19 protein-coding genes are annotated in these 23,252 nt (G+C 69.3%); 15 read left to right on the top strand and 4 right to left on the bottom strand.

Annotated features, from left to right (window positions below; genetic code table 11):
* Window positions 1–1,039 precede the first annotated feature (1,039 nt).
* Window positions 1,040–1,351 (bottom strand): hypothetical protein, encoded by a 312-nt coding sequence (locus IEY98_RS27920; RefSeq protein WP_189213657.1) that lies wholly within the window; start codon window positions 1,349–1,351, stop codon window positions 1,040–1,042.
* Between the two features lie 270 nt (window positions 1,352–1,621).
* Between IEY98_RS27920 and IEY98_RS27925 the strand changes: the two genes are divergently transcribed.
* The 6 genes from IEY98_RS27925 to IEY98_RS27950 all read left to right on the top strand — a co-directional run bounded on the left by IEY98_RS27925 (window position 1,622) and on the right by IEY98_RS27950 (window position 8,580).
* Window positions 1,622–3,331: a sensor histidine kinase gene (locus tag IEY98_RS27925; protein WP_189213658.1), complete on the top strand. Its 1,710-nt coding sequence runs from the start codon at window positions 1,622–1,624 to the stop codon at window positions 3,329–3,331.
* Window positions 3,322–4,023 carry a response regulator transcription factor gene (locus tag IEY98_RS27930; protein WP_189213659.1) on the top strand — a complete coding sequence of 234 codons (702 nt, stop codon included), beginning with the start codon at window positions 3,322–3,324 and terminating at the stop codon, window positions 4,021–4,023. The genes IEY98_RS27925 and IEY98_RS27930 overlap by 10 nt, the downstream gene beginning before the upstream one ends.
* Before the next feature lie 1,578 nt (window positions 4,024–5,601).
* On the top strand, window positions 5,602–6,558 hold the full coding sequence (locus IEY98_RS27935) for a LysR family transcriptional regulator (protein ID WP_189213660.1): 957 nt from the start codon (window positions 5,602–5,604) through the stop codon (window positions 6,556–6,558).
* A 485-nt stretch (window positions 6,559–7,043) separates the two neighbouring features.
* Window positions 7,044–7,433 carry an ArsR/SmtB family transcription factor gene (locus IEY98_RS27940; protein WP_189213661.1) on the top strand — a complete coding sequence of 130 codons (390 nt, stop codon included), beginning with the start codon at window positions 7,044–7,046 and terminating at the stop codon, window positions 7,431–7,433.
* 116 nt (window positions 7,434–7,549) lie between these two features.
* Window positions 7,550–7,765, top strand: a complete 216-nt coding sequence (locus IEY98_RS27945; protein ID WP_189213662.1) for a hypothetical protein — start codon at window positions 7,550–7,552, stop codon at window positions 7,763–7,765.
* Window positions 7,766–7,809: 44 nt separating this feature from the next.
* Window positions 7,810–8,580, top strand: a complete 771-nt coding sequence (locus IEY98_RS27950) for a hypothetical protein (RefSeq protein ID WP_189213663.1) — start codon at window positions 7,810–7,812, stop codon at window positions 8,578–8,580.
* Here the strand turns inward: IEY98_RS27950 and IEY98_RS27955 are convergent.
* Window positions 8,481–10,496, bottom strand: a complete 2,016-nt coding sequence (locus IEY98_RS27955; protein WP_444541832.1) for a phosphoenolpyruvate carboxykinase (GTP) — start codon at window positions 10,494–10,496, stop codon at window positions 8,481–8,483. The two genes, IEY98_RS27950 and IEY98_RS27955, sit on opposite strands and share 100 nt — an antisense overlap.
* 285 nt (window positions 10,497–10,781) lie before the next feature.
* On the opposite strand from IEY98_RS27955, the gene IEY98_RS32900 reads away from it, so the two are divergent.
* The 4 genes from IEY98_RS32900 (at window position 10,782) to IEY98_RS27970 (ending at window position 15,362) form a co-directional block, all read left to right on the top strand.
* Window positions 10,782–10,919: a hypothetical protein gene (locus IEY98_RS32900; RefSeq protein WP_229787600.1), complete on the top strand. Its 138-nt coding sequence runs from the start codon at window positions 10,782–10,784 to the stop codon at window positions 10,917–10,919.
* Window positions 10,916–12,631 (top strand): SulP family inorganic anion transporter, encoded by a 1,716-nt coding sequence (locus tag IEY98_RS27960; RefSeq protein WP_229787602.1) that lies wholly within the window; start codon window positions 10,916–10,918, stop codon window positions 12,629–12,631. The genes IEY98_RS32900 and IEY98_RS27960 overlap by 4 nt, the downstream gene beginning before the upstream one ends.
* A 168-nt stretch (window positions 12,632–12,799) precedes the next feature.
* On the top strand, window positions 12,800–13,006 hold the full coding sequence (locus IEY98_RS32905; RefSeq protein WP_229787604.1) for a hypothetical protein: 207 nt from the start codon (window positions 12,800–12,802) through the stop codon (window positions 13,004–13,006).
* 196 nt (window positions 13,007–13,202) lie between these two features.
* Window positions 13,203–15,362, top strand: a complete 2,160-nt coding sequence (locus IEY98_RS27970) for a M4 family metallopeptidase (RefSeq protein WP_189213665.1) — start codon at window positions 13,203–13,205, stop codon at window positions 15,360–15,362.
* Between the two features lie 200 nt (window positions 15,363–15,562).
* On the opposite strand, the gene IEY98_RS27975 is transcribed toward IEY98_RS27970, so the two are convergent.
* On the bottom strand, window positions 15,563–16,219 hold the full coding sequence (locus IEY98_RS27975; RefSeq protein ID WP_189213666.1) for a response regulator: 657 nt from the start codon (window positions 16,217–16,219) through the stop codon (window positions 15,563–15,565).
* Window positions 16,216–17,343, bottom strand: a complete 1,128-nt coding sequence (locus IEY98_RS27980; RefSeq protein WP_189213667.1) for a sensor histidine kinase — start codon at window positions 17,341–17,343, stop codon at window positions 16,216–16,218. Before IEY98_RS27980 ends, IEY98_RS27975 begins: the two co-directional genes overlap by 4 nt.
* Window positions 17,344–17,459: 116 nt before the next feature.
* Between IEY98_RS27980 and IEY98_RS27985 the strand changes: the two genes are divergently transcribed.
* From IEY98_RS27985 to IEY98_RS28005, 5 genes are all read left to right on the top strand, one after another.
* A complete protein-coding gene (locus IEY98_RS27985; protein WP_189213668.1) occupies window positions 17,460–18,206 on the top strand; it encodes an ABC transporter ATP-binding protein in 747 nt (248 codons plus the stop codon).
* A gap of 5 nt (window positions 18,207–18,211) precedes the next feature.
* Window positions 18,212–20,539, top strand: a complete 2,328-nt coding sequence (locus tag IEY98_RS27990; protein ID WP_229787648.1) for an ABC transporter permease — start codon at window positions 18,212–18,214, stop codon at window positions 20,537–20,539.
* 90 nt (window positions 20,540–20,629) lie between these two features.
* Window positions 20,630–21,310: a response regulator gene (locus IEY98_RS27995; protein ID WP_189213670.1), complete on the top strand. Its 681-nt coding sequence runs from the start codon at window positions 20,630–20,632 to the stop codon at window positions 21,308–21,310.
* Window positions 21,307–22,719, top strand: a complete 1,413-nt coding sequence (locus tag IEY98_RS28000; protein WP_308425934.1) for an ATP-binding protein — start codon at window positions 21,307–21,309, stop codon at window positions 22,717–22,719. The genes IEY98_RS27995 and IEY98_RS28000 overlap by 4 nt, the downstream gene beginning before the upstream one ends.
* On the top strand, window positions 22,716–23,192 hold the full coding sequence (locus tag IEY98_RS28005; RefSeq protein ID WP_189213671.1) for a hypothetical protein: 477 nt from the start codon (window positions 22,716–22,718) through the stop codon (window positions 23,190–23,192). Before IEY98_RS28000 ends, IEY98_RS28005 begins: the two co-directional genes overlap by 4 nt.
* Window positions 23,193–23,252: the final 60 nt, after the last annotated feature.

Genomic DNA, 23,252 nt, shown 5'->3' on the forward strand with positions numbered 1-23,252 from the left:
GTGGAGAAGGCGGCTGAGCAGCTCGATTTGCGCCGGAGGAAATGCTTGTGAACATGGCTGTCCGCGAGTGGGACGGCGCAGTGGCAGGGGCCGACCTGCGTCGTCGCTGGCCCCTGCCCAAGGCCTCCCGTTGTGGAGAACCACCGGTCCTTCCGACCACCCACGCCAAGCTCCGGTTTGATGTTCTGCGCCTACGGTGTGCGTGGGCTGGGGAGACAAGGCACTGGCTCTCAACTGGTGCTCGGCAGAAAGACGGTCTTGAACCCCGTCGTCGCCCTGGTGATCGATAGCTCCGCCATTTCGTTGGCTGGCGGACGGCCCTCGCTGGGCGGGATAGACCGATGAAGTGCCAAGCTGTTGAAGTTGAGAAGAGCTCGCTTGCGGTATCCGTGCCTGGACGATCGTTGCGAAGGCTTGTACGCGCGTAACCCTGTGCCCGCTTTGAACGACGAGGGTTTGGCGAGTTTCTGCTGGCTTGGAGGAGCGGGTGTCAGAGGTCTTCGAGGTCGACCGGGTGGATCGCATCACGGACATCCTGTTCGGGGTTGCCGTGGCCGGGGGCACGATCGAGTACGGGCCTCTGGCTCGCCGGGTGGGAACTCGGCCGGACTTCCTGAGCCATCCGTTGGACCAGGTGTCGCGACGTGCCGCGCAGCGTGGAGAGCCGACGTGGAGCGCACTTGTCGTGTCGAAGGCGAGCGTCGACCGAACGAGGGCTTCTATGTCATGGCGCGTCGGATGCGTAGCGAGTACACCGATGTCGACGACGCGACGTTATGGGACCGGGAGCGTCAGCGGTGCTACGAAGCGGCCCGCAGGTGACCCCGATGACACGTTCTCACCTTGAGCCACCGCGCTTGCAAAGGCTTGTCGGACCGCCCGACGGTGGTGGGCGGTCCGATCGCGTGCTTTTTAAGCCTCGTTATGGCTAAACCTGAGCTCCGCCGGAATGCAAGTTATGGGGCGGGTTTCGAGATCGAACGCGGCTACACGTTGGAGTGGTTGCCTTAGTGCTGCCTGTTGGCATCGCCTAGCTAGGCTAGCAGGCCTTCATTCCCCTGACGCCCGCCCAGCCTGCGATGATCCGTGTGCTTGAAACGGTTCTTCCGGCTCCGATGGTGTGGCACACCCCGTCCGTGGTGCCAGCAAGGTCGAGCTTTCGCTTGACGGTGTAGGAGTGGCAGTTGCGGATCTTGTAGTAGACGATTTTCAGGGGGCCGCCGGGCACGTCCCCAATGGTGTAACTGAGGCCGCACGGCGCTGCCATTGCCTCTGAAGCACCCAGGATGGCCACGCCGGACACCAGGGTGCCGACCGTGGCCACGGAAACAGCCAAGCGTTTGATGAACATGTTCCGATTCCTTTCTTGTAAGCGTGCGGGCGGATGCTGTTACTGAAGCATTCCCAATGACGACCCTATCGACTCCGTCACGGGCACGCGTCCGGACCTGCCGCAATTCCTGATACAGATCATCCGCGCGCACCGTTGGGCAGCTTTCTCAGCGATCCATGGGTCGACTACCCACTCCTGCCGAGAGCGACACCCGCTGGAGCCAGCGGGAACTTGGAATGAGACAATTGGAGCGTGCACGCTTCGGATCTTCGGTCCTCGCTGTTGAGCGTGGCGATCGCGCGACTCCTCGGTCGTCATGCCGGGTTTCATGTATCACTTCTTGCACTGGCAGCGGCGGCCGTATCGGTTCTCTGTGCGTGGCCGCTTTGGATGAGGGCACCCGGCTTGGCTTTGATTCCGGCCTTCGTCGCGGTCTCATTCTGCGGATCATTACTCGTCCTGAACGACGAGCTGGGGCGCGGCCGCGGGGGTGCAACCTCGATTCTCCTGGTGGCCGCCGGATTCATCTGGCCGACCAACTACCTCTACGAATGGGGAAACCCTCTCGCCATTCACCTGTCAATGATCGGCAGCACACTTTTCTGGTGGCTCAGTGCATGTGCGTGCCTTATGTATCCTCAACAACGCCTACAAGGCGCGGAGCGCGGATACCTGATAGCGATGGCCGCAGGCCTCGGTGTGCCCGAAATATATTTGATTCTGACAGGTCGCACGTACGACGCGCTACCTTACTTCGACTACTGGATTTTGGCTATTGGCGTTGGATTCCTGGGCGTCATGTCGATGCGCTACCGGCGGTACAAGGGCGTGGCCCGGAGAACTCTTCTTCCAGTGCTGGTGTCGGGCGTCGGGCTTTCGCTGACCGGGGCGTTCTCGTGGTTCCTCTTGTTGTCGAGCGGGGTCTATACTCCATACGTCGATCAGAAACTCGTGGACGTCGTGTTGTGTGTGCAGGGAATTCTGCTCATAGGCGCTGCTCCGATCAGTCTGGCGATTGGCGGTCTTCGGCGCCGCTTCATTCAAGCATCTGTCGCCGACGCTCTTGCCCGCCTGCCTCCCGACGCCCCGCCCGAGGCCTTGCAGCAGGCTCTTCGCCTCGCGCTGCACGACGACAGATTGGAGATCCTCTACTGGTCTCCAAACCATGACGAGTATGTCGACTCCGACGGCCGCCCGGTGGGGCGGCCTGAAGAAGACGCCGACAAGGTGCTAATCCGGCTCTACGCGGGCGAGAATCGAGCAATGGCGGTACTCGTCGCCGATAGGCAACTCGCTAGTGAAGCGGCACTTTTCGGAGATGTAGTCTCAGCGCCGAGACAGCCCGTGCTCGCCGTATGGTTACAGGTTCACGACCGCGCCAACCAAGAGCAGCAGCGACTTCTGAATCGACGCCTCGAGGAAGAGCGCTGGAAGGAACGTCAACGGCTCGGCAGGGACCTGCACGATGGTGTCCAGCAGCACCTCTACACCCTGGGAGTAAGTTTAGCCCTGGCAAGCGACCAAGTGACGGATGGACAAGCGGCCGAAAGTATCGGTCGGGCAAAGAGGCAATTATCCGCCATCCTTCCGGCCTTTCGGGACTTGATTCACGAGCTCGCGCCGCCCGAGCTCGCGCGCAACGGGTTGGCGTGCGCCATCCATGCCCTCGTGGAGCGTCAACCCATATCTGTCGACCTACATCTCGACACGACACGACCTCCGTCCTCTGTCGAATACATCGCCTACCTAATCACCTGTGAGGCATTTACCAACATCCTCAAGCACGCGAACGCGAGTCAGGTGGTCATCACGACAAGAACGTGCGAGCACGACCTCGAACTCATGATCTCCGACAACGGCATCGGCGGGGCGGATATGAATCGAAGTAGAGGGCTGGCCGGGTTACGTGATCGAGTGCATTCGGTAGGGGGCCACCTGTCACTGGTGTCCCCATCGGGAGGCGGCACATTACTGGAGGTGCGGATTCCATGCGAGTAGCGGTCGCCGACGACATCCCCCTCTTTCGCGAGGGCCTGGTACTCCTGCTGGAGCGATTTGGGATCGAGGTCGTGGCGCAAGCTTCGGATGGTGACGAGATTCTACAGAAGGTTCGAGACCACCATCCCTCCACTGTAATCCTCGACGTAATGATGCCGCCGGGGGAGTACGGCGGCCTGACCGCTGCAGAGCGACTACATGCTGAGGATCCGGATATCGGTTTGCTCCTCCTGTCGGGATTCAACTCGACCCGCTTCGCACTTCACCTCTTGGCTTGCGACGGCAGAGGAGGTCGAGGTTACCTCATCAAAGATCGAGTCACGGACCCCGCAGTCCTCCGTGACGTGCTCAAAGCGGTCAATGACGGTGGTGTCAGCGTTGACTCTGAGATTGTCAAGCGCGTCATGAACCCCAAGTATCGACAAGGCATTCTGTCCGCGCTCACATCACGTGAGCTTGAGATTCTGAACCTTGTCGCCCAAGGGCTGTCGAACAAAGGAATCGCGAAGAGATTTGGCCTGAGTGGGAAGACCGTAGACCGTCATGTATCGAACATTTGCGACAAGCTGGGCATTTGTGACGATGAGCAGAGTACCAGGCGCTCAATCATCTTGCTTAAGTACTTTCAAGCTAATCATATTTGCGATGCTCGATGTTCCTCTCCGTGCACATTCGCGACGGCCATGGCCTGATCCGGTCAGTTCATTTGAACTTATTCACCGTGGCATTCCAGGTCACGCCGGTGCGTTGCGCGCGTGGACGTCGCCGTTGTACAGACAGTGCAGGACGCCGCTGTCGGCACACTCGGGTACCAGCCCGAATGCCGAACCGGGCAGCCCTGGCTGGACACCCTCAGTCCGACCCTCCGGGATAACGCGCCTGCCAGAATCTCGGCCTACATGGTCGCACGATGTCGTGGTACCGGATCTCTTCCAACCCTGACCTGAACTTGCGAGAACTCAAGGACCGCGGCGGTCGCCACGCCGCCGCAGGCCTCACGCGGGCCACCGTGCTGTTCCAGCTGGTCAACGACACTTCCTATGGTCGTGCCGGACTATTTCAAGGCAATCTGCCCGGAGGCGCCCGCCTATGTACTCTGAGCGGGATCTGTTCGGCATGGTCAACATGTCCCTGGCGCTGCTCCACGAACATGAGGAGACCGGTTGCGTCACGCGCTGGACGACACCCTGCTGGGTGTCTACTACGCCTTGCCGGAGAAGCAGCAGAACAGCAGGGCTCCTCCATTTCGACTGGAAGGAAGCACATCGTCTGATCAAGGACGAGGCGGGGCTAACGCGGGCTTCGAGTTTGTCGACCGTGGGTGTAGGGGGCGCGCAGGTAGGGCAGATGACGTCGACGACGGGCTGTCCATCAGCAGACTTCGTTGTGCAGCGGTGTCGAAGACTGCGCCACTGCGGGTACCGCTCGACTGAGTAACGGGACCGTGTGGGGCTCTCGCCTGGCGGACAGCTTGGCGCGTTTGGCCGTCTCGATCTCGCGGCACCGCCGCCAGGGCGGCGGCCGCGATCTCCGACAACGGATGCGATCATCGCCGATCGCCAACTGCGCGAGCGTCCGTGTCGGTTTGGTCGAGCGGTGCGTGGGTGCCCGGGTGAGCGCAAGCGGTCGTGTACGAATCGGTCGTCGTGCCGGGGACCGCCGCCAGATCATCACGTTGAGTTGTCCGATCTCAATGGTTCGTGTTGGTCGCTAGTCCGCTTCGGTAGCGCTCCAGCATCTTGAGCTAACGTGAGCTGGACGTAGTCAGGTAGACGTGCTCGTGTTGGCAGCTGCCTGCGGTTCTGTTGGCGGCAAGCTGGTGTCTGGAGCGGCCCGGGCGGGCCATGTGCGGCTACGGGTTGCCGGGGCCGACGGCGCCGTCCGCCACCTCGACGCCTTCGGCGGCAACCCGTCGGTGTCCTGACCCACGCCCGCTTCACCCCGCCAGAGTGTGACTGCGCCCGGGGGATACCCCGCTGGTCGACCTGCTCGAGGATGCCGTCGGTGCGCGCCTCGACGACGACATCGCCCTGCTCACCCTCGGTGTCCGATCAGCGAAACAGGCCCCACACCATGATCACACCTTCGCGCAGAGGTACCGCCAGCCTGGCGCTGTCGCACGTCAGCCCAGCCGCAGCCGATCCCGGGGGCTGCAGACCGAGCCGCGGGTGCCGCCGTGCCTGGGAGAAGGAGGAGCTCGACCACGGCGCGCATGGGGTCGCCTTCACTCCGCCACCTCGCCCATACGACTGACCCATACTATGTGCGGCATGGAACTGGAGTTCCGGCATCTGCGGGCCCTGATCGCGGTGGCGGACGAAGGCAGCATCACCCGGGCGGCCGCCGTGCTCGGGTTGTCGCAGCCTGCCCTGACCGCGCAGATCCAGCGCATCGAACGGGCGCTGGGGGCGCCGGTGTTCGAACGGGGGTACTCGGGTGTCGTTCCGACCGGGTTCGGGAGGACCGTGTTGACCAGGGCCCGGACCGTGGTCAACGAGATGGCGGGCTTGCAGGGCGTCGTCCCGCCCGGGTCCGTCGCGACCGGTGGGGTTGAGCTGCAGCTGGGTTGCTACCCGGGCGCCTTGGCCTCCGCTGTGGTCCCGCCGCTGGTGGCCGCGTACGAGGAGCCGTTGCGCATACACATGCATTGCGACCCGAGTGCCGCGGACCTGTTGGCCAGGGTGCGGACGGGGCGGCTGGACGCCGCGGTGGTGGTGGAGGTCATCGGGTTCGAGACCGGCCCCCAGGACGGGTTGCTGCGCGAGGTCGTCGTGCCCGTCGAGCCCATGTTCGTCGCGTTGTCGGAGAACCACCCGCAGGCGTCCCAGGACGAGGTCGACCTCATCGAGCTGGTGGACGAGAACTGGATAGTCGACCCCCAGGTCGACGCGGGTGTCACCGCCGCGTTGCGCTGGGCGTGCGGCGAGGCGGGGTTCGAGCCGCGAATCACCCACGAGATCAGCGACGCCAGCGCCGCACGGGAGTTCATCGTCAGCGGCCAATGCGTCAGCATGGCCCAGGCGACCTCGGCGGAGGGGCGCGGCCTGGTCGTGCGACCGATGCGCGGTGACCCGATCATCCGCCGGATCGACCTGGCAACGCGGCGTCCCTGTCCTGTCGAACCCGCGTTGCTGCGCAGGATCGTCGCCGAGGCGTACCTGGGCCTCACCGGCCGCAACCCGAGCTATGCCCGCTGGTGGGCGCAGAATGCGGTCATGACCAACTAGCGAGCAACAGCACGATCTCCCGCGCGGTCATCGTGCTCAAGGTCAGCGTCCGGTCACCTGCCCGATGTCTACCGTGGTCGCGAGCAGGAGTCGGGCCAGGCGGACTGCAGGCCCTGTTCATCGGCGTCACGGGCGCTCCGATCCATCGACGTGGAACGGGGCCGGCTGCATCCCACTGGCACGAGTTCCCGTTCCAGGTCGCGTCGGCGGGCGATTCCCGCAGCCCGCAGACCTCGGAGGTGAACCGCATGCGCACGCGCTCGGGTCGGGCGTGGTCCATCCGCCGTCGCAGGCTGCCGCCTTGTCCTGGTTCCTGCCCGCCTCGTCGACAGTGTGCCTGTGTGGTCTGTCGGGCGACCTCCGTGTCAAACTTGCTAAGGTTAGCAACTGGTGAATCATCGAATCGATGTCTCTGCCGTCCTGGCGACCGTGAACCGCGAGAATCGATGGCATGACGACGGGTGGCGAGTGGACGGGAGGGGGCGATGAGCAGGCCCTTGTACCAGCTCAAGGCGGAGTTCTTCAAGACCTTGGGGCATCCGGCGCGCATCCGGGTGTTGGAATTGTTGAGTCAGCGGGAGCACGCGGTGGCGGAGATGCTGCCGGAGGTGGGGATCGAGGCGGCGAACCTGTCGCAGCAGTTGGCGGTGTTGCGGCGTGCGGGTCTGGTGGCCACGCGCAAGGAGGGGTCCACCGTCTACTACTCGTTGACCAGTCCCTATGTGGCGGAACTGCTGGCGGTGGCCCGTCGGATCCTGACGGGCGTGCTGTCGGGGCAGGTGGAACTGCTGGACGACCTGCGCGCTCCGACCGCTTCGGCGGGCGGATCAGCTCGCGGTCGTCGGGTGTCCCGGTCCGCCGCCAGGGGACGATGACATAGCAGCGGGCAGGACGTGGGCCACGTCGCGCGCCATACAGTTGCAAGATTTCGCAAGTGTGCAGATAATGGATTCTGACGGTCGGGCTCCGCGCTCGATGGGAATGAGGGGCGATGAGCGAGTTCGCGACGGTCCTGCGCGACCAGGTCGACGAACGGTTGAAGACGCTGGTCGTGGCCCGCCGCGCCGGTCTCGACCACGAGATCCACCTGCACGGCGCGCGCATCCGGGACCTGCTGGACCTGGCCGCGCGGCACGGGGTCGACACCGGTGACTGGGTCGACCCTGCGGTGCTGGACCTCGCATCGCCCGACGAGTCGATCAGCTGACGCGGCTCGGCGTGGTGTCCGAACAGGGACGGGATGACCGCCGCGTGCTGGTCGCGACGGTGGTGGCCGGGGATGAGGCCGACGACGCCCTCCCGGCGGTCCGGTGCGCGGCCGTGATCGAGCGGCTCGGCGGCCTGGCTGCCCGCGTTGTGGACCTCGACCTTCGCAGCCCGTTCCGCGGTGACCCCGCACCGTGGGCCCGCTTGGCGGAGTCCGACGCGGTCTTCCTGCCCGGCGGGCGGCCTGGGGACGCCGAGCGGATTCGGGACCTGCTGGGCGTGCCCGTCCTCAGTTGGCGCGACACCGCCGCCACCGTCCTCGTCGCCCAGGTCCTCACCACCCTGACGCGGCTCGGCCACCCACCTCGGGTCGCCCGCGTGGTGATCGCGGGAGCCGAGACGATGCCTGTCGTCGAGCCGCTGCTGCTCGCCGCCGGAGTCCGTGACCTCACGGTGTGGAACCTCGCTGACGCCGCGGCGTTCCCCCTGCGCGACATCGCCGCGGACGCGCACATCGTGCTCGACCTGGACGCTCTCTGGCCCTGGACGGGCCCAGCCGATCTGGACCCGGTCGTCATCACCGCGCGGGGCGATCACGACCCGCTGATCACGTTGCCCGGCCTGCTCCGCGCGCTGGCGGGGACACCCGGCGCACAGCCGCACATCACCGTGTTGCACGCCTGTGTGCTCGCGTTGGTCATGGCCACCGGAGCTGATCACCACCTGCCCAGAATCCCGGCGGATGAACTGGCCGACCGGACCGCGGACGCCGCCACGGGGGCTCTGCGCGCGCGCTCGCGCAGATTCGACGGTTGACGACGGTCACGACCTTCTGTGCCGGGGGGACGGCGGGCGGCGACCTCCGCCGCCACCCGCCTGTGGCCTACCTTCCGGTCAGGGCGCGCCGCCTTCCAGGTCAGCGGCGACGCGGTGGTGGGCCTGCCAGATCTCCTGGGGCAGACCTTCGAACCGGGCCAGGTGCCTCTCGCGGAAATCGATCTCCTGACGCCAGCGCTCAAGTCGATGGTGAGCAGTCTGTCCAGGTCAGCCTCATCGATCCGCAGACCGTCGAGGAGCAGTTCGGACTTCGCGGGCAGGACGCCGACCGGCGAGGGCACGCCGCGCACCTCGCCGTCGCGCAGCCGCATCAGCCACAGCAGCGCCCGCAGGTTGTCGCGATAGCCCGGCCACAGGAAGCGCCCGTCCTCGGGGTCCCGCTGGAACCAGTTGACGTGCGCGAAGATCGGCTTCTCGGTGACCTGTCCGATGATCCGCAACCAGTGCTCGGCGTAGCGCCCCTCCGGGTAGGACATGAAGGGACGCATCGACATCGGGTCGTAGCGCAGCATGCCGTCCACGCCCTCGGCCGCGAAGGTCGCCTCGGCGCCGAGCGTCAGCCCGTCGTACACCCCTTCGGCGACGTCGGTGATGGCCCGGATCAGCGGTTCGCGGTCGCGGGTGCGGCCACCGAAGATGATCGCGTCGATGGGCACGCCCGACGGGGCGGCGTAGTCGGCGGCGAGGTTCGGGACGTTCGACAGCGTCGTGGTGAACCGGCTGTTCGGGTGTGCCCACGGATCGCCCCGCCGTTCCGGGGAGCGCTCGGCGACGGGCTCGCCCGTCCAGTCCAGCCAGCCATCCAGGTCCGCGGGCGGCTGCTCGGTCTTGCCCTCCCACCAGACCTCGCTGGTCTTGGTGTTGTAGGCGACGTTGGTGAACAGGGTCTCCGTGCCGGGGCCGATCGCGGCCAGCGCGGTCGGGTTGGTGGCGGCGTTGGTGTCCTTCGCGACGCCGAACACCCCGAACTCCGGGTTCATCCCGTACAGCCTGCCGTCGTCGCCCACCCACAACCAGGTGATGTCGTCACCGTAGAACTCCACGTGGTAACGGTCGCCCAACGCGTCCGGGGCGAGCGTCATCGCCAGGTTGGTCTTGCCGGACGCGCTGGGGAAACCGCCGCAGATGTGGTGCTTGCGCCCGGTCTGCCTGTCGGTGATGCCCAGCAGCATGAACTGCTCGGCGAGGAACGCACCCGACGCCCATCCGTCGTAGGACGCCTGGCGCAGACCGTGCGCGATCTTGCCCAGCAACGCGTTGCCACCGTAAGACGAGCCGTAGTGCAGGATGGTCCGCTCGTCGGCCACGGTGACGAAGTGGCGCCTGTCGTGCGCGGTGCCCTGACCCAGGTTTTCCAGATCGCCCGTGACGTGCACGGCGCGGACGAATCCGGCGGGCTCGCCGAGACCGTCGATGTGCTCGATGCCGACCCGGGCCATCCTGATCATGTGCAGGGCGACGGTGCGGTGGTCGGTGAGTTCCACGCCCACGGCGTAGCGCGCCAAGGGAGAGCCGGGCGGGGCCATCAGGTACGGCACCACGTACATCGTCTTGCCCACGGACGCGCCGCGCATCAACCCGGTGACCGTGGCAGTCATCTCCGCCGCGGGGCGCCAGTTGTTGTAGACACCCTTGTCGGCCGGATCGCTCGTGGCGACCACGGTGCGCTCCTCGGAGCGCGCGGTGTCCTTGCGGTGGCTGCGTGCGTAGTACCCACCATCGCTGGTCGGCAGGATCTCGCCCGCGGCCAGACTCTCCCGGATCAGCCGGGCGTCATCGGCCGCGCTGACCACCTCGATCCGATCGGGACGCGTGACATGTGCCCAATGCCGGACGTACTCGCGCACATGCGCGTTCCTCACGCCCGCCTCGTCGAGAACCGCGTCCACATCCACGGGTGCCAACCCTTCAATAGTTGTAGAAATTTGCAATTCCGCAGGTCTTCAGCACCATACGGCGGCCCTCGGGGCCGCGGCTCGCTGCATCGGTCCAGTGCGAGGCGGTTCACACCGTCACGCGTTCACGATCGGGTTGCCCAGCTGCGGTGGATCGCTAATCGCGATGACGAACCATGCAATTGCGAATATATGCAATCGCGCTGGTAGCCTCTGTGGCAGGCCCTCGGGTGCTGCCTGCGGCAGGCCCCCTCAGAAGGGCGGGTGCTGATCGCGGGGAGTGTCGTGCCAGTCTCGCTGTACCAGATCGGGTTCCTCCGCATGCCTGCGCTGTCACAGCAGCTCGCGGTCGTGCGACGAACACTGACCGGGCAGAGCGATCTGCTCGACCGGCCGCGCTACACCGACTCGGCCGCGCGGTGAGGGCCGTCTGCTCCGCGGCGTGGTCTCGGCTGCGTCCGCTGCTGCCCGCTCGTGCGGACGCGGTCGCCGCGCGAAGGCACTTCCGCCGTGACCTGCTCGCCGGATCGACCGTGGCCATCGTGGCGCTGCCGCTGGCCTTGGGCTTCGGGGTGTCCTCGGGGCTGGGCGCCCAGGCCGGGCTGGCGACGGCCGTGGTCGCCGGTGCGCTCGCGGCCGTGTTCGGCGGGTCGAACCTGCAGGTGTCCGGTCCCACCGGCGCCATGACCGTCGTCCTCGTGCCCATCGTCGCCGCACACGGCGCCGGGGGCGTCCTGGCAGTCGGTCTGATCGCGGGAGTGGTGCTGGTCGGGCTGGCGCTCGCGCGGGCGGGCCGCGTCATGCGCTACGTGCCTGCGCCCGTCGTGGAGGGCTTCACCCTGGGCATCGCCTGCGTCATCGGTCTGCAGCAGATCCCGGCAGCCCTCGGGGTCACCGCGACGCAGGGCGAGCGCGTTCTGGAGACGGGCTGGCACGCGGCGCGCGCCTTCGTCCTGTCCCCGAACTGGGCCGCGCTGGGGCTCGCGGCGGGGGTCGCCGCGATCATGCTGGTCGGCGCCCGGTGGCGGCCCGTCGTCCCGTTCTCGATCGTCGCGGTGGTCGCGGCCACGGTCGCAGCCGAGGTGTTCTCCCTGGACTCGGCTACTCCCATCGGCGACCTGCCCGCCGGGCTACCCGCACCGTCCCTCGCCTTCCTCGACTTCGCCGTGTTCCCGTCGCTGCTGGTGCCCGCCGCGGCCGTCGCCATGCTCGCGGCACTGGAGTCGCTGTTGTCGGCGTCGGTGGCCGACGGGATGACCATCGGGCAACGGCACGATCCCGACCGTGAGCTGTTCGGGCAGGGCTTGGCGAACATCGCCGCGCCCCTGTTCGGCGGTGTCCCGGCCACCGGCGCGATCGCGCGCACCGCGGTCAACGTCCGCGCGGGGGCGTCCTCCCGGCTGGCCGCGCTCATCCACGCCGCCGTGCTCGCCTGCATCGTCTACGCCGCCGCCCCGCTGGTCTCCCGCATCCCCCTGGCCGCGCTCGCCGGTGTCCTCATCGCCACCGCGATCCGCATGGTGGAGGTCGGCAGCCTGCGGACGATGGCCCGCGCCACCCGCGCCGACGCCGCCGTCCTCATCCTCACCGCGCTGTCCACGGTCGCCCTCGACCTGGTCTACGCGATCGTCATCGGCCTGCTGGTCGCCGGGGCGCTCGCGCTGCGCGCGGTCGCTGGTCAGGCCCGAATCGACCAGGTCGGCATCGCGGGCGACCTGCCCGGTGCCACCAGCGATGAGGAACACGCCCTGCTCGCCGAGCACATCGTCGCCTACCGGATCGACGGGCCGCTGTTCTTCGCTGCCGCCCACCGGTTCCTGCTCGAACTGCCCGACATCGCCGACGTGTCCGCTGTCATCCTGCGCATGTCACGGGTGACCGCGATCGACGCCAGCGGCGTGCTGGTCCTCAAGGACACCATCGACAGGCTGGAACGGCGGGGAATCGCCGTGTACGTCTCCGGTGTCCGCGACGGCCACCACCGGCCGCTGGAGGCACTCGGCGTCATCGGTCGCCTCGACGCCGACGGTCGGATGTTCGCCACGACCCCCGAGGCGATCTCCGCCGCCCGCGACCTTCTGCGCCGCGCTGGCGTACTGCCGACGTCCGGCCGCCACACCACTGCGGCCGACTGACCACCCGACGCTGGTCCTGGGGTCTCGCGATCACTCAGCCTTCCCGCCGAGTGCGGTCCTGGAACGCCAAGTGCCGAGCGCGCCGAAGAGCAGGAGACCGGCTCCCGCGACCAGCACGCTCGCCGCGGCGCCCACGGTGCCGTCGGTCACCCCTTGGCGGGGCTGGTGATGGCCACCCGCAGCGGCGACGTCGATCCCGGCCTGCTGCTGTGGCTGCTGCACGGCGAACGGCTCACCCTCGACGACCTGGCCGACGGGCTGGAGCAAACTTCCGGTCGCACGTCGCCAGAGTGCGCTTCTCATACCGCAAGTGCCCACGCGGTGCGGAAGCACCTACATCGTGGGGCGGTTGGATGCGGTCCTGTCCAGGTTTGACGAGTCCTGTACGAGTGGTCACTCATCGTGGATTGGCCTTCTGGACTACAACCACACTAAGTGATAGTCCTGGCTGATGTTTGCCGCTTTTTTGCGGTCCTCGTTTCGTCCGTTGCCTGTCGTTCGAGGTGCTGGGACCGTCGTCCAACGCACCGGGTTCCCTGTGCCCGGTCATATCTGGAGCAAGGGCGGCCACATGCGAAGGCTGAGTTCGGTCTGCGCCGCTTTGGCGGTGATGGCGACGTCGGTGGTGGGGGTGAAGGCCGCGGGAGCCGCCGAGGAGGTCGTGGACGGCGCGGTGGCGTACGTGCGGCAGGTGGCGGTTGACCGAGGTGACGAGGAGTTCGTCGCGGTCGGTGTGTCCTCCGGGCCGCGCGGGTTGTCGTTCCACGCCTATGAGCGGAAGTATCGCGGCTTACGTGTCGTCGGTGGTGATTTCGTCGTTGTCGCGGATGCGTCCGGGGCTGTGCTGGGGTCGCCGCTGGCGGGTCAGGGCGCTATCTCTGTCGGCACTGTTCCGGTGGTGTCGGCGGAGCGGGCGGCTCGGGTCGCGAGGGCGGAGCTGGCCGGGGTTGACGCGGTCGGCGCGCCGGAACTGGTGGTGTTCTCGCCGGAGGGCGAGCAGACCCTGGCATACGAGGTCGTGGTGCGTGGGCGGTCGGTCAAGGGGACGCCGAGCATGCTGCACGTGATCGTCGACGCCCGCTTCGGTGCGGTGTTGGCGGAGTGGGATGAGGTGCTGGCGGGGATCGGCCACGGCCACTACTACGACGACGTCACGATCGACACGACGCGGACCTCGTCGGGCTATTCGATGTCCGACCGGACACGGTCCGGGATGTTCTGCGGTGTCCAGGGCAACGGCGCGGTGTCCGGCCCGGATGACGTCTGGGGCAACCGAAGCGGAACCGATCTGGAGACCGCGTGCTCGGACGCGTACTACGCGGCCCAACAGGAGTGGAACATGCTGCGGGACTGGCTGGGCCGCGACGGCTTCGACGGCAACGGCCGCGCGTTCCCGATCTTCGTCGGGCTCAACCAGGTCAACGCCTATTGGAACGGGCACACGGTCAACATCGGCCACTCGAAGGACAATCAGCGGCAACTGTCGGTGCTCGACATCGTCGCGCACGAGCACGGCCACGCGGTCTTCCAGTTCACTCCCGGCGGCTTTGACGGCTACGTCGAGACCTACGCGCTCAACGAGGCCAGCGGGGACATCTTCGGCGCACTGACCGAGCACTACGCCAACCATCCCGACGATCCGCCGGACTACGTCTACGCCGAGGAGGCCGACGCGCTGGGCCGTGGACCGGAGCGGGTCATGTACGACCCGTCGGCGGGGCCGAGGGACGAACCGAACTGCTGGTCGACGGCGATCCCCAGCACCGAGGTCCATGACGCGGCCGGGCCTGCCAACCACTGGTTCTACCTAATTGCCGAGGGCTCCCATCCCGGCGGCGGCAAGCCGGACAGCCCGATCTGCGCTGGCGGCCCCGCGTCGGTCGACGGTATGGGCATCCGGAACGCGGGCCGTGTCTGGATGACGGCGCTGATGCAGAAGACCTCGTTCTGGGAGTACGCCGACGCCCGCGTCGCCACGATGAACGCCGTCACCCAGCTGTTCCCCGGCGACTGCGCCAAGTTCGACACGGTCAAGGGCGCCTGGGACGCGGTCTCGGTGCCGCGGCAGTCCAGCGAGCCCGGCCGTCCGGACTGCGGCGACCCTATTGACGACTTCGCCGTCGCGGTGACCCCGACCTCTGCCGAAGTCGACGCCGGAGCCGCCGTGAGCGCGCAGATCTCCACCACCATCGTCACCGGCGATCCTCAGACGATCGCCCTCGCGGCGTCCGGCCTGCCCACGGGGGTCACGGCGTCCTTCACCCCGGCGTCGGTGACCTCCGGCGAAACGTCCACGATGGACATCGCGACCACGGCGTCCACCCCGGCCGGGACCTATCGGATCACCATCACCGGAACCGGCACTGCGGGCAGTCGTACCGCCGTGTTCACCCTGACGGTGCGCGACGAACAGCCTGACGGCTGCACCGGTTTCGAGACGACCAGGACCGGCACCCTCGGCTCCGGCGGCAGCGTCTACCAGCCCGACGGCCGCTACTTCCACACCACCGTGCCGGGCGCGCACCGGGCTTGCCTGGACGGCCCCGACAGTGCCAACTTCGACCTCTACCTCCAGAGATGGAGCGGCTCGAGCTGGGCGACCGTCGCGCGGGGCGTCACGTCCGCCGCGGACGAGGAACTGAGCTACTCCGGCACCGCGGGCTACTACCGCTACCGGATCCACGCCTACAGCGGCTCCGGCGACTACACCCTCGGCTACGACAGCCCCTGACCCGTCTTGGGGCGCAGAGCGACTCACCCCGGTGGCCCCCACTCGATCAGGAAGGCACCATGACACGCGTGTCACCGTGACGAGCACCATCACGCTTGTGGTCTGGGCAGCGGTGACGGGCGCGATGCCGCCGCATCAACGGCCACCCAACCGGTATGGCGGGTGGCACCGCTGACCGTCAATGCGATCGGCGAAGGGAGTCAGGTGGTCACGGTGCCTGTCCGCCACGCCCACGCCGCGATCTCCACCCGGTTGCGGGCGCGGAGTTTGCGCTGGATGTTGGCCAGGTGGGTCTTGACCGTCGCCAGCGTGACGAACAGATGACCCGCGATCTCCTCGTTGGTGTGGCCGCGGGCGACGAGGCGGGCGACGGCGAGTTCCCGGTCCGTGAGCGGGTCGACGGGGCCGGGGTCCTCGGGTTCGGGCCTGTGCAGGGGGGCGAGGTGGGCGAGGAGCCGGACTGTGATGGCGGGAGAGATGAGGGCCGTGCCGGACGCGGCGGCGCGGACCGCCTCGACCAGCAGGGCGGGGGAGGAGTCCTTCAGGAGGAAGCCGCACGCGCCGTTGCGGAGCGCCTGGTAGACGTACTCGTCGAGGTCGAAGGTCGTGGCGATGACGACGTTGAGCGGGTCGCGGACGTCGGGTCCGGCGAGCAGCCGGGTGGCGGTGAGCCCGTCGAGGCGCGGCATGCGGATGTCGAGGAGGCAGACGTCGGGGCGCAGGCGGCGGGCCTGCTCGACCGCGGACTCGCCGTCGGCCGCGGTGGCGACGACGGCCATGTCCGGCTGCGCGCCGAGGATCATCCCGAACGCCGAGCGGACCATCGCCTGGTCGTCGGCGATCAGCACGCGGATCATGCGCCCGATGATGGCAGTGTCGCCACGACCCGCCAGCCGCCGGTCGGCGCCGGGCCCGCGTCGAGCACGCCGCCTGCGGCTGTGACGCGCTCGGCGAGGCCGACGAGGCCGAAGCCGGGGCTTGTCCCGGGCTTGCCGGGACCGTCGTCGTGGACGGTGACCGCGACGCCAGCCGCGTCCTGCCGGGCGCTGATCTCCACGGCGGAGGCGTCCTCCGCGTGCCGGAGCACGTTGGTCAGCGACTCCTGGACGACGTGCCGCACGGTCTCCACCACGGTGTCCGGCAGAACCCGGGCGGCGAGCCCGTCGTCGAGCGACGTGGTCACCACGGCGGGCCCGGGGAAGCGGTCGGCGGCGGCGCGCACCACCTCGCCTAGGGTGCTGGGCCGGGGCGGCTCCGCGTCGCCGCGCAGGACGGTGATCATGCCGCGCATCGAGGTCAGCGCCTCCGAGCCCGCCGTCTCGATGGCGGCGAGCATCCCGTCGAGGTCCTCGGGGGACGGCGGGCTCCCGGCCGCCGTGGTGTACCGGACGGCCTTGGTCTGCGCGACGATCGCCGTCACGTGGTGGGCGACGAAGTCGTGCAGGTCGCGGGCGTACTCCAGGCGCTGCTCCTGGCGGGCCATCGCGAACCCGTCGGCCCTGCGGCGCTCGTGCAGCCGCAGGTACAGGCCGAGCAGCACCAGGAACGGCACCCCCAGCGCGAGAGCGCCCCCGATCAGCGCGACAGCTTCGGTCGGCGCCAGCCGCAGCGGCAGCAGCAGGATCGCCGCGCCCAGCGCCAGCGCCGACCCCACGGCCCGCCGCGGGGTCCGCGCCATCACGACGTGCACCACCAGCCACGACAGCGCGCTCAGCTCTACCAGCCCGAACGTGTTGTCCAGCCGCACCGGCAGCGCGAGGGACGCCAGCGAGAACCCGGCCGACAGGAGGGCTGACGGCAGCACCAGCCGGGGGATGAACAGCGCGGTGACGGCGAGGACCCCGCAGACGGCGACCCCGGCCGCGGTGACCACCGATTCGGCGGAGAACACCTCGACGACCAGCACCGCCGCCGCTGTCGCGCAGAGGACGGCGATGGTCACCCGCTGTGCCCATGACAGCGACACGAACGCGGAAGGCATGACCGGGACGCTATAGCAGCACACGAGCCCTCGCCTCATCCTTTCGGCTGATCAGGCCGGTGCGGCTCGGCCGAGCGGATGATCCGGACACCGCCGTGCGTGTCCACGATGGTCACGTGGAGCGACAAGTGGTGGCCGAGGCGGTCGCGCTCGGCAAGGTGTACGGGGACGGGGAGAACGCGGTCGTCGCGCTCTCCGGTGTGTCGGCGGTCTTCCGCCGCGGCGAGTTCACCGCGGTGATGGGACCGTCCGGCTCGGGCAAGTCGACGCTCATGCACTGCCTCGCCGGGCTGGACGCGCCCACGTCGGGCACCGCCCGCCTCGGCGGCACGGATCTGGGCGCGCTGTCGGACGACGCGCTGACCGCGCTGCGGCGGGAGCGGGTCGGCTTCGTCTTCCAGTCCTTCAACCTGCTGCCGACGTTGACCGCGTGGGAGAACATCACCCTCCCGCTGGCACTGGCGGGCAGGCGGCCGGACAGCGCGTGGACCGAACAGGTCATCGCCGCCGTCGGGCTGGGCGACCGGCTCGACCACCGGCCCGCCCAGCTGTCCGGCGGCCAGCAGCAGCGGGGCGCCTGCGCCCGCGCCCTCGTCACCCGGCCGGAGATCGTCGTGGCCGACGAGCCCACCGGCAACCTGGACTCCCGCTCCGGCGCCCGCATCCTCGAGTTGCTGCGCCGCTGCGCACGGGAGTGGGAGCAGACCGTGCTGATGGTCACCCACGACCCGATCGCCGCGGGCTACGCCGACCGCGTGCTGTTCCTGGCCGACGGCGCGCTCGTCGACGAGATGCCCGAGCCGACGCCGGAGCGGGTGCTCGACCGCATGCGCCGCTTCGACTCCCCGGCGGTGGGCCGGTGATCCGCATGGCGGTGCGCGCCGTCGTCGCCCAGTGGTCGCGCTTCGTGCTGCCGCTGGTCGGGGTGGTGCTCGGCGTGGCGTTCGTGTCCGGCGCGCTGCTCTACGGCGCCTCGGTGCGCGCCGCGCTCGACCGTGCCCAGCCCAGCGGCATCGTCATCGAGGGCGCGGCCATGACCCCCGCCCTCGCGGCCCGGATCGCCGAGGCGCCGGGGGTGCAGTCCGCCCGCCTGCGCTCGACCGGCCGCGCGTTCCTGGTCGGCCCGGACGGCGGCGTGGTCGGACCGCCGGAATGGGCGGTCGGCGCGGACCACGTGGGCGACACCGTGCGCGGTCACGCGCCCGGTGGTCCCGGTGAGGTCGTGATCGACGACCAGACCGCCCGGCGCACCGGCTATGACGTCGGCGACGTCGTCCGCGTCATCGTCGGCGGCGTCGCCCGAGACGCACGGGTGTCAGGCGTCGTCGCCGCTGACCCCATGGGCGGCACGTTCATGGCCTTCGACCCGGCGACCGCCCACAGGCTGTTCGGCCACACCGCGATCGAGGTGTCGGGTGCGCCCGACACCACCGCGCTGGTCCCGCTGCTGCCCGAGGACGCCTACATCGCCTCGAACGCGGCGGCGGGCGACGGCGAGAAGCTGACCGCCATCCTGCTGGGCTTCGCGGCGGTCGCGGTGTTCGTCGCGGTCTTCACCGTCGCCAACACCTTCACCATGCTCGCCGCGGCCCGCGCCCGCGAGCACGCCCTGCTCCGCGCGGTCGGCGCGGCCCGCCGCCAGGTCATGCGCGGCGTGCTGGCCGAGGCCGCCCTGCTCGGCGCGGTCGCCACCGTCCTCGGGCACCCGCTGGGCATCGCCGCGGCATGGGCGCTCAACGGGCTGTTCGGCGTGGGTGACGGGCCGCCGGTGCCGCTGCGGCCGTTCACCCCTGTGCCCGTGGTCGCCGCCGTCGCCGTCGGGCTCGGCGTCACCGTGGCCGCCGCCTACCTGCCCGCGCGCCGGGCCGCGGCCGTCCCACCGATCGCCGCGCTGCGCACCGGCCTGCCCCCGACCACCGCGTCATCGCGGACACGGACCGTTGGAGGGGCGGCCGCCACTGTCCTCGGGTCGGCGCTGCTGTTCTCCGGTTCCCAGGACCTCGTCTACCTGGGAGCGCCGCTGCTGTTCCTCGGTCTCGTCGCCATGGTCCCGCTGCTGGCCACCGCGCTGACCGCGCTCGTGCGCGGGCCGCTGACCCGGATCGCGGGCGTCCGGGGGACGCTGGCGGCGGAAAACACCCGCCGGAATCCCCGCCGCACGGCGGCCACCGCGAGCGCGCTGATGACCGGCCTGGCCATTTGCGCCGCCGTCACCGTCCCCATCGCCTCGGTGGCGGCCAAGGCGCAGCGGGACGCCGAGACCGGCGACGCCGCCGACGTGCGGATCACGCCTATGGACTTCGCCACCGCGGCCGCCGACCTGCCCGCCCGGGTCGCCGGACTGCCCGGCGCACGCGCCGTCACCCCCATCGTCCCGGCCGTGCTCGACCTCGGCGACGACCGCGTCGGCGTCACGGGCGTCGACCCGACGACCATCGCGCGGCTGGTCCCGATTCGGGTCACCGACGGCACGCTCGACCTCCGGCGCGGCATGGCCGTCTCGACCGAGACGGCGGCCGACACGGGGTGGCGGGTCGGGTCGGTGGCCTCCGGTGATGTGGCAGGGGCCGTCGTGTCCCTGCCGGTGGTGGCCGTCTACGACGCTCCCGACGGCTTCCACCACGACGCCCTCGTCGACGCCGCCGTCCTGCCCGAGGACCGGACGCCGACCACCGTGCTCGTCCAGGCCGAACCGGGCCAGGCCGACGCGCTGAAGCGGGAGATCACCGCCGCGCTCGACAACCCCACGATGCTGGTGCGCACCCGCGCCGAGCACCGGGACGCCGAGGGCGCGCGCTTCGACCCCTTCCTGAACATCCTCTACGCCCTACTCAGCATCTCCGTGCTGATCGGCGCGCTCGGCGTCGTGAACACCATGACCATGTCCACGATCGAGCGCACCCGGGAGATCGGGCTTCTCCGCGCCATCGGCCTCGGCCGTCGCGATGTGGTCACCGTGCTGCGCCTGGAATCGGTCCTCATCGCCCTGCTCGGCACCCTCACCGGTCTCGTCGCGGGCGGCGTGGTCGGCGTCGCGGTGGTCCTGACCCAGGGCGGCCTGCCGGTGGTGATCCCATGGGGCAGGCTCGCCGGGTTCGTCGCCGTGACCACGGTGATCGGCTTGCTCGCCGCGCAATGGCCCGCCCGCCGCGCAGCCCGAACCCACGTCCTCACCGCGATAGGCGCCAGTGAATGACTTGCGGCGGCAGATCTCGCGATGTCCGAACTACGTCGCAATCAGACGGTGAATGACCTCGACGTGGAACGCGGTGGACATAATCGGCTTGTGGCGGAGGTTTTGCTGATCGAGGACGACCCGTCGATCTGCCGTGGTCTGGAGTTGGCGCTGGGCAGGCACGGGCACCGGGTGCGGATCGCGCGCACGGGCGAGGAGGGGCTGTGCCGCTCCCGGAGCGTTCCCCCGGACGTCGTGGTGCTGGACCTGATGCTGCCGGGGGTGGACGGGTTCGAGGTGTGTCGGCGGCTGCGGGCCGAGGGCGACGTGCCGGTCATCATGCTCACCGCCCGCGGGAACGATTTCGACATCGTGGGCGGGCTGGAGGCAGGCGCGGACGACTACGTGGTCAAACCGGTGATGCCGAGGGTGCTCGACGCCCGCATCCGGGCGGTCCTGCGCCGCGGCCGGACCGGAGCGGGCGCGGCGCGGGTCGACCGACACGGCACGCTCACCATTGACCGGGCCTCCCTGACGGTGGCCCGCAGGGGGGTGGAGGTGTCGTTGACGCCGACCGAGCTCCGCCTGTTGCTCGTGCTGTCCGCCTCGCCAGGACAGGTGTTCAGCCGTGTCCAACTGCTGGAGGCCGTCTGGGAGCACGACTACCTCGGCGATTCCCGGCTGGTCGACAACTGCGTGCAGCGGCTGCGGGCCAAGATCGAGGACGATTCGGCGCGCCCGGTGTTCGTGCAGACGGTGCGCGGCTTCGGCTATCGCTTCGGGCCGACGTGAGAACGCGGTCCTGGCTGCGGTTCACGGGGCTGCGCCCGCGCATGGTCGCAGGCTTCGTCTTTGTCGCCGTGCTCGGGGCGGCCGCAGCGGCGGGAGCCGGGTTCACCTCCTCCCGCGCCGCCTTGGTGGCCGAGGTGCAGGACGGGGCGGCCGAGGATCTGCGGCGCCGAGTCGCGGAGGTCGCCGTGACCGTGGACTATCCTCCCGACCAGCAGGCTCTCGACCAGATGCGGGTGGCTCTGGGGACCTCGACGATGGTCGTCTACGGCGAGCTGGTGTCAGCCGTGGGCCCGAACCTGGACGCCGTCACCCGGGAGTTGCGCGACGCGGTGGGCGCAGGGCAGGAGATGGTGCTGCAGCGCGTATCCGCAGTCGACGGGCCCCGCCTGGTGCTCGGCACACCTGTGCTCGAAACCCTGATGGACGGCACCCGACGGGACTCGGGCATCGAGGTCTACGCCGTCCGCGACCTGTCGGCCACCGAGACGCGGATCGCGGACTCCGCGCGTGCCGCGGTGCTGACCACCGTCCTCGCCCTGCCGCTGGCGCTGTTGATTGCGCTGGTGGTGGCCGGGCGGGTGCTGCGCCCGGTCCGCGAACTGCGCGCCGCTGCCGACCGCATGGCGGGCGGCGACCTCGCCGTCCGGCCGCCGGTGCGGGGGTCGGACGAACTGGGGGACCTGGCCCGCGCGTTCGTCCGGATGGCGGAGCGGCTGCAGGGCACCGTCGCCGAGCTGCGCGGCATGGAGGCCGACGCCCGCCGCTTCGTCGCGGACGTCTCCCACGAACTGCGCACGCCGCTGACGACACTGGTCGCGGTCGCGGAGGTCTTGGAGGCCGACGCCGACCTGCTGCCCGCCGACGCCCGCACGTCGGTCCTGCTGGCGGCCGAGGAGATCCGCGGACTGGCCCGGCTGGTGGAGGACTTGGTGGAGATCTCCCGGTTCGACGCTGGCCGCGCGTCGCTGCTCCTGGACGATGTGGACGTGCCGCGCACCGTGCACGCGTGCTTGTCGTCGCGGGGCTGGAGCGGCGAGGTGCAGCTGGAGGCGCCGGAGAGCCTGCGGGCCCGCCTCGACCCGCGCCGCCTTGACGTGATCGTGGCCAACCTCGTGGGCAACGCGCTGCGGCACGGCCGCCCGCCCGTGCGGGTGTCGCTCCGCGCTGACGGGGGCGATGTGGAGCTGGAGGTCGTCGACCACGGACCGGGCTTGTCCGAGGAGGTGAGGACCCGCGTGTTCGAGCGGTTCTACAAGGCCGACGCGGCGCGCACCCGTTCCGAGGGCAGCGGTCTGGGGCTGTCGATCGCCCTGGCGAACGCCCGCCTGCACGGCGGTGTGATCGAGGCGGGCGACGCGCCGGGCGCGGGCGCGCGGTTCGTGCTGCGGCTGCCGGGAGCGGCGCGGTGATCCGCAGGGCGGTCGCCGCCTCGGTCCTGGTGCTCCTGGCCGGATGCGGCGTGGCGCCGTCGGAGGTGATGGGCGGCGGCCGTGCGCCGACCGGCGTCGCGCCGGGCGTCGTCCTCTACTACCTCGACGCCCGCGGGGACCTCGTGCCCCATCTCGTCCCGACCGGCAGGCTCGGCGGCATCACCGCGGCGCTGGAACTGCTGTTGCGCGGCGGCGGAGCGCCGCAAGACGGCCTGCGGTCGGACCTGCGACCGGTCGAGTCGCTGGGGCCCCAGGTGACGGTCTCGGGAACGGTCACGAGCGTGGCGGTTCCGCTGGCCCGCCACGAGGTGGGGGAGCGCGGGATCGAGCAGATCGTGTGCACCGCCCTCGGCGTGAACCGGCAGAGCGGCGGGCCCGCGGACATGACGGTCGCGCTGACCTTCACCGACGGCAGCGGAACCGGACCCCTCGGCTGCCCGCTGCCCGCCTGACGTGCCAAGTCGGCTGCGACAGAACCGCGACACGGCTCGGACCCGTCCTGTGCATCGTCT

Origin of the sequence: Actinokineospora fastidiosa (assembly GCF_014648415.1) — a bacterium.
Classification (GTDB): Bacteria; Actinomycetota; Actinomycetes; order Mycobacteriales; family Pseudonocardiaceae; genus Actinokineospora; species Actinokineospora fastidiosa.

Bases quoted from the DNA above. Each gene is read 5' to 3' on its own strand.
- IEY98_RS27970 (WP_189213665.1), top strand. From the start codon at position 13,203: ATGCGAAGGCTGAGTTCGGTCTGCGCCGCTTTGGCGGTGATGGCGACG.
- IEY98_RS27930 (WP_189213659.1), top strand. From the start codon at position 3,322: ATGCGAGTAGCGGTCGCCGACGACATCCCCCTCTTTCGCGAGGGCCTG.
- IEY98_RS27935 (WP_189213660.1), top strand. From the start codon at position 5,602: ATGGAACTGGAGTTCCGGCATCTGCGGGCCCTGATCGCGGTGGCGGAC.
- IEY98_RS32905 (WP_229787604.1), top strand. From the start codon at position 12,800: ATGGCCACCCGCAGCGGCGACGTCGATCCCGGCCTGCTGCTGTGGCTG.
- IEY98_RS27980 (WP_189213667.1), bottom strand. From the start codon at position 17,343: ATGCCTTCCGCGTTCGTGTCGCTGTCATGGGCACAGCGGGTGACCATC.
- IEY98_RS27945 (WP_189213662.1), top strand. From the start codon at position 7,550: ATGAGCGAGTTCGCGACGGTCCTGCGCGACCAGGTCGACGAACGGTTG.
- IEY98_RS27975 (WP_189213666.1), bottom strand. From the start codon at position 16,219: ATGATCCGCGTGCTGATCGCCGACGACCAGGCGATGGTCCGCTCGGCG.
- IEY98_RS27990 (WP_229787648.1), top strand. From the start codon at position 18,212: ATGGCGGTGCGCGCCGTCGTCGCCCAGTGGTCGCGCTTCGTGCTGCCG.
- IEY98_RS27920 (WP_189213657.1), bottom strand. From the start codon at position 1,351: ATGTTCATCAAACGCTTGGCTGTTTCCGTGGCCACGGTCGGCACCCTG.
- IEY98_RS27940 (WP_189213661.1), top strand. From the start codon at position 7,044: ATGAGCAGGCCCTTGTACCAGCTCAAGGCGGAGTTCTTCAAGACCTTG.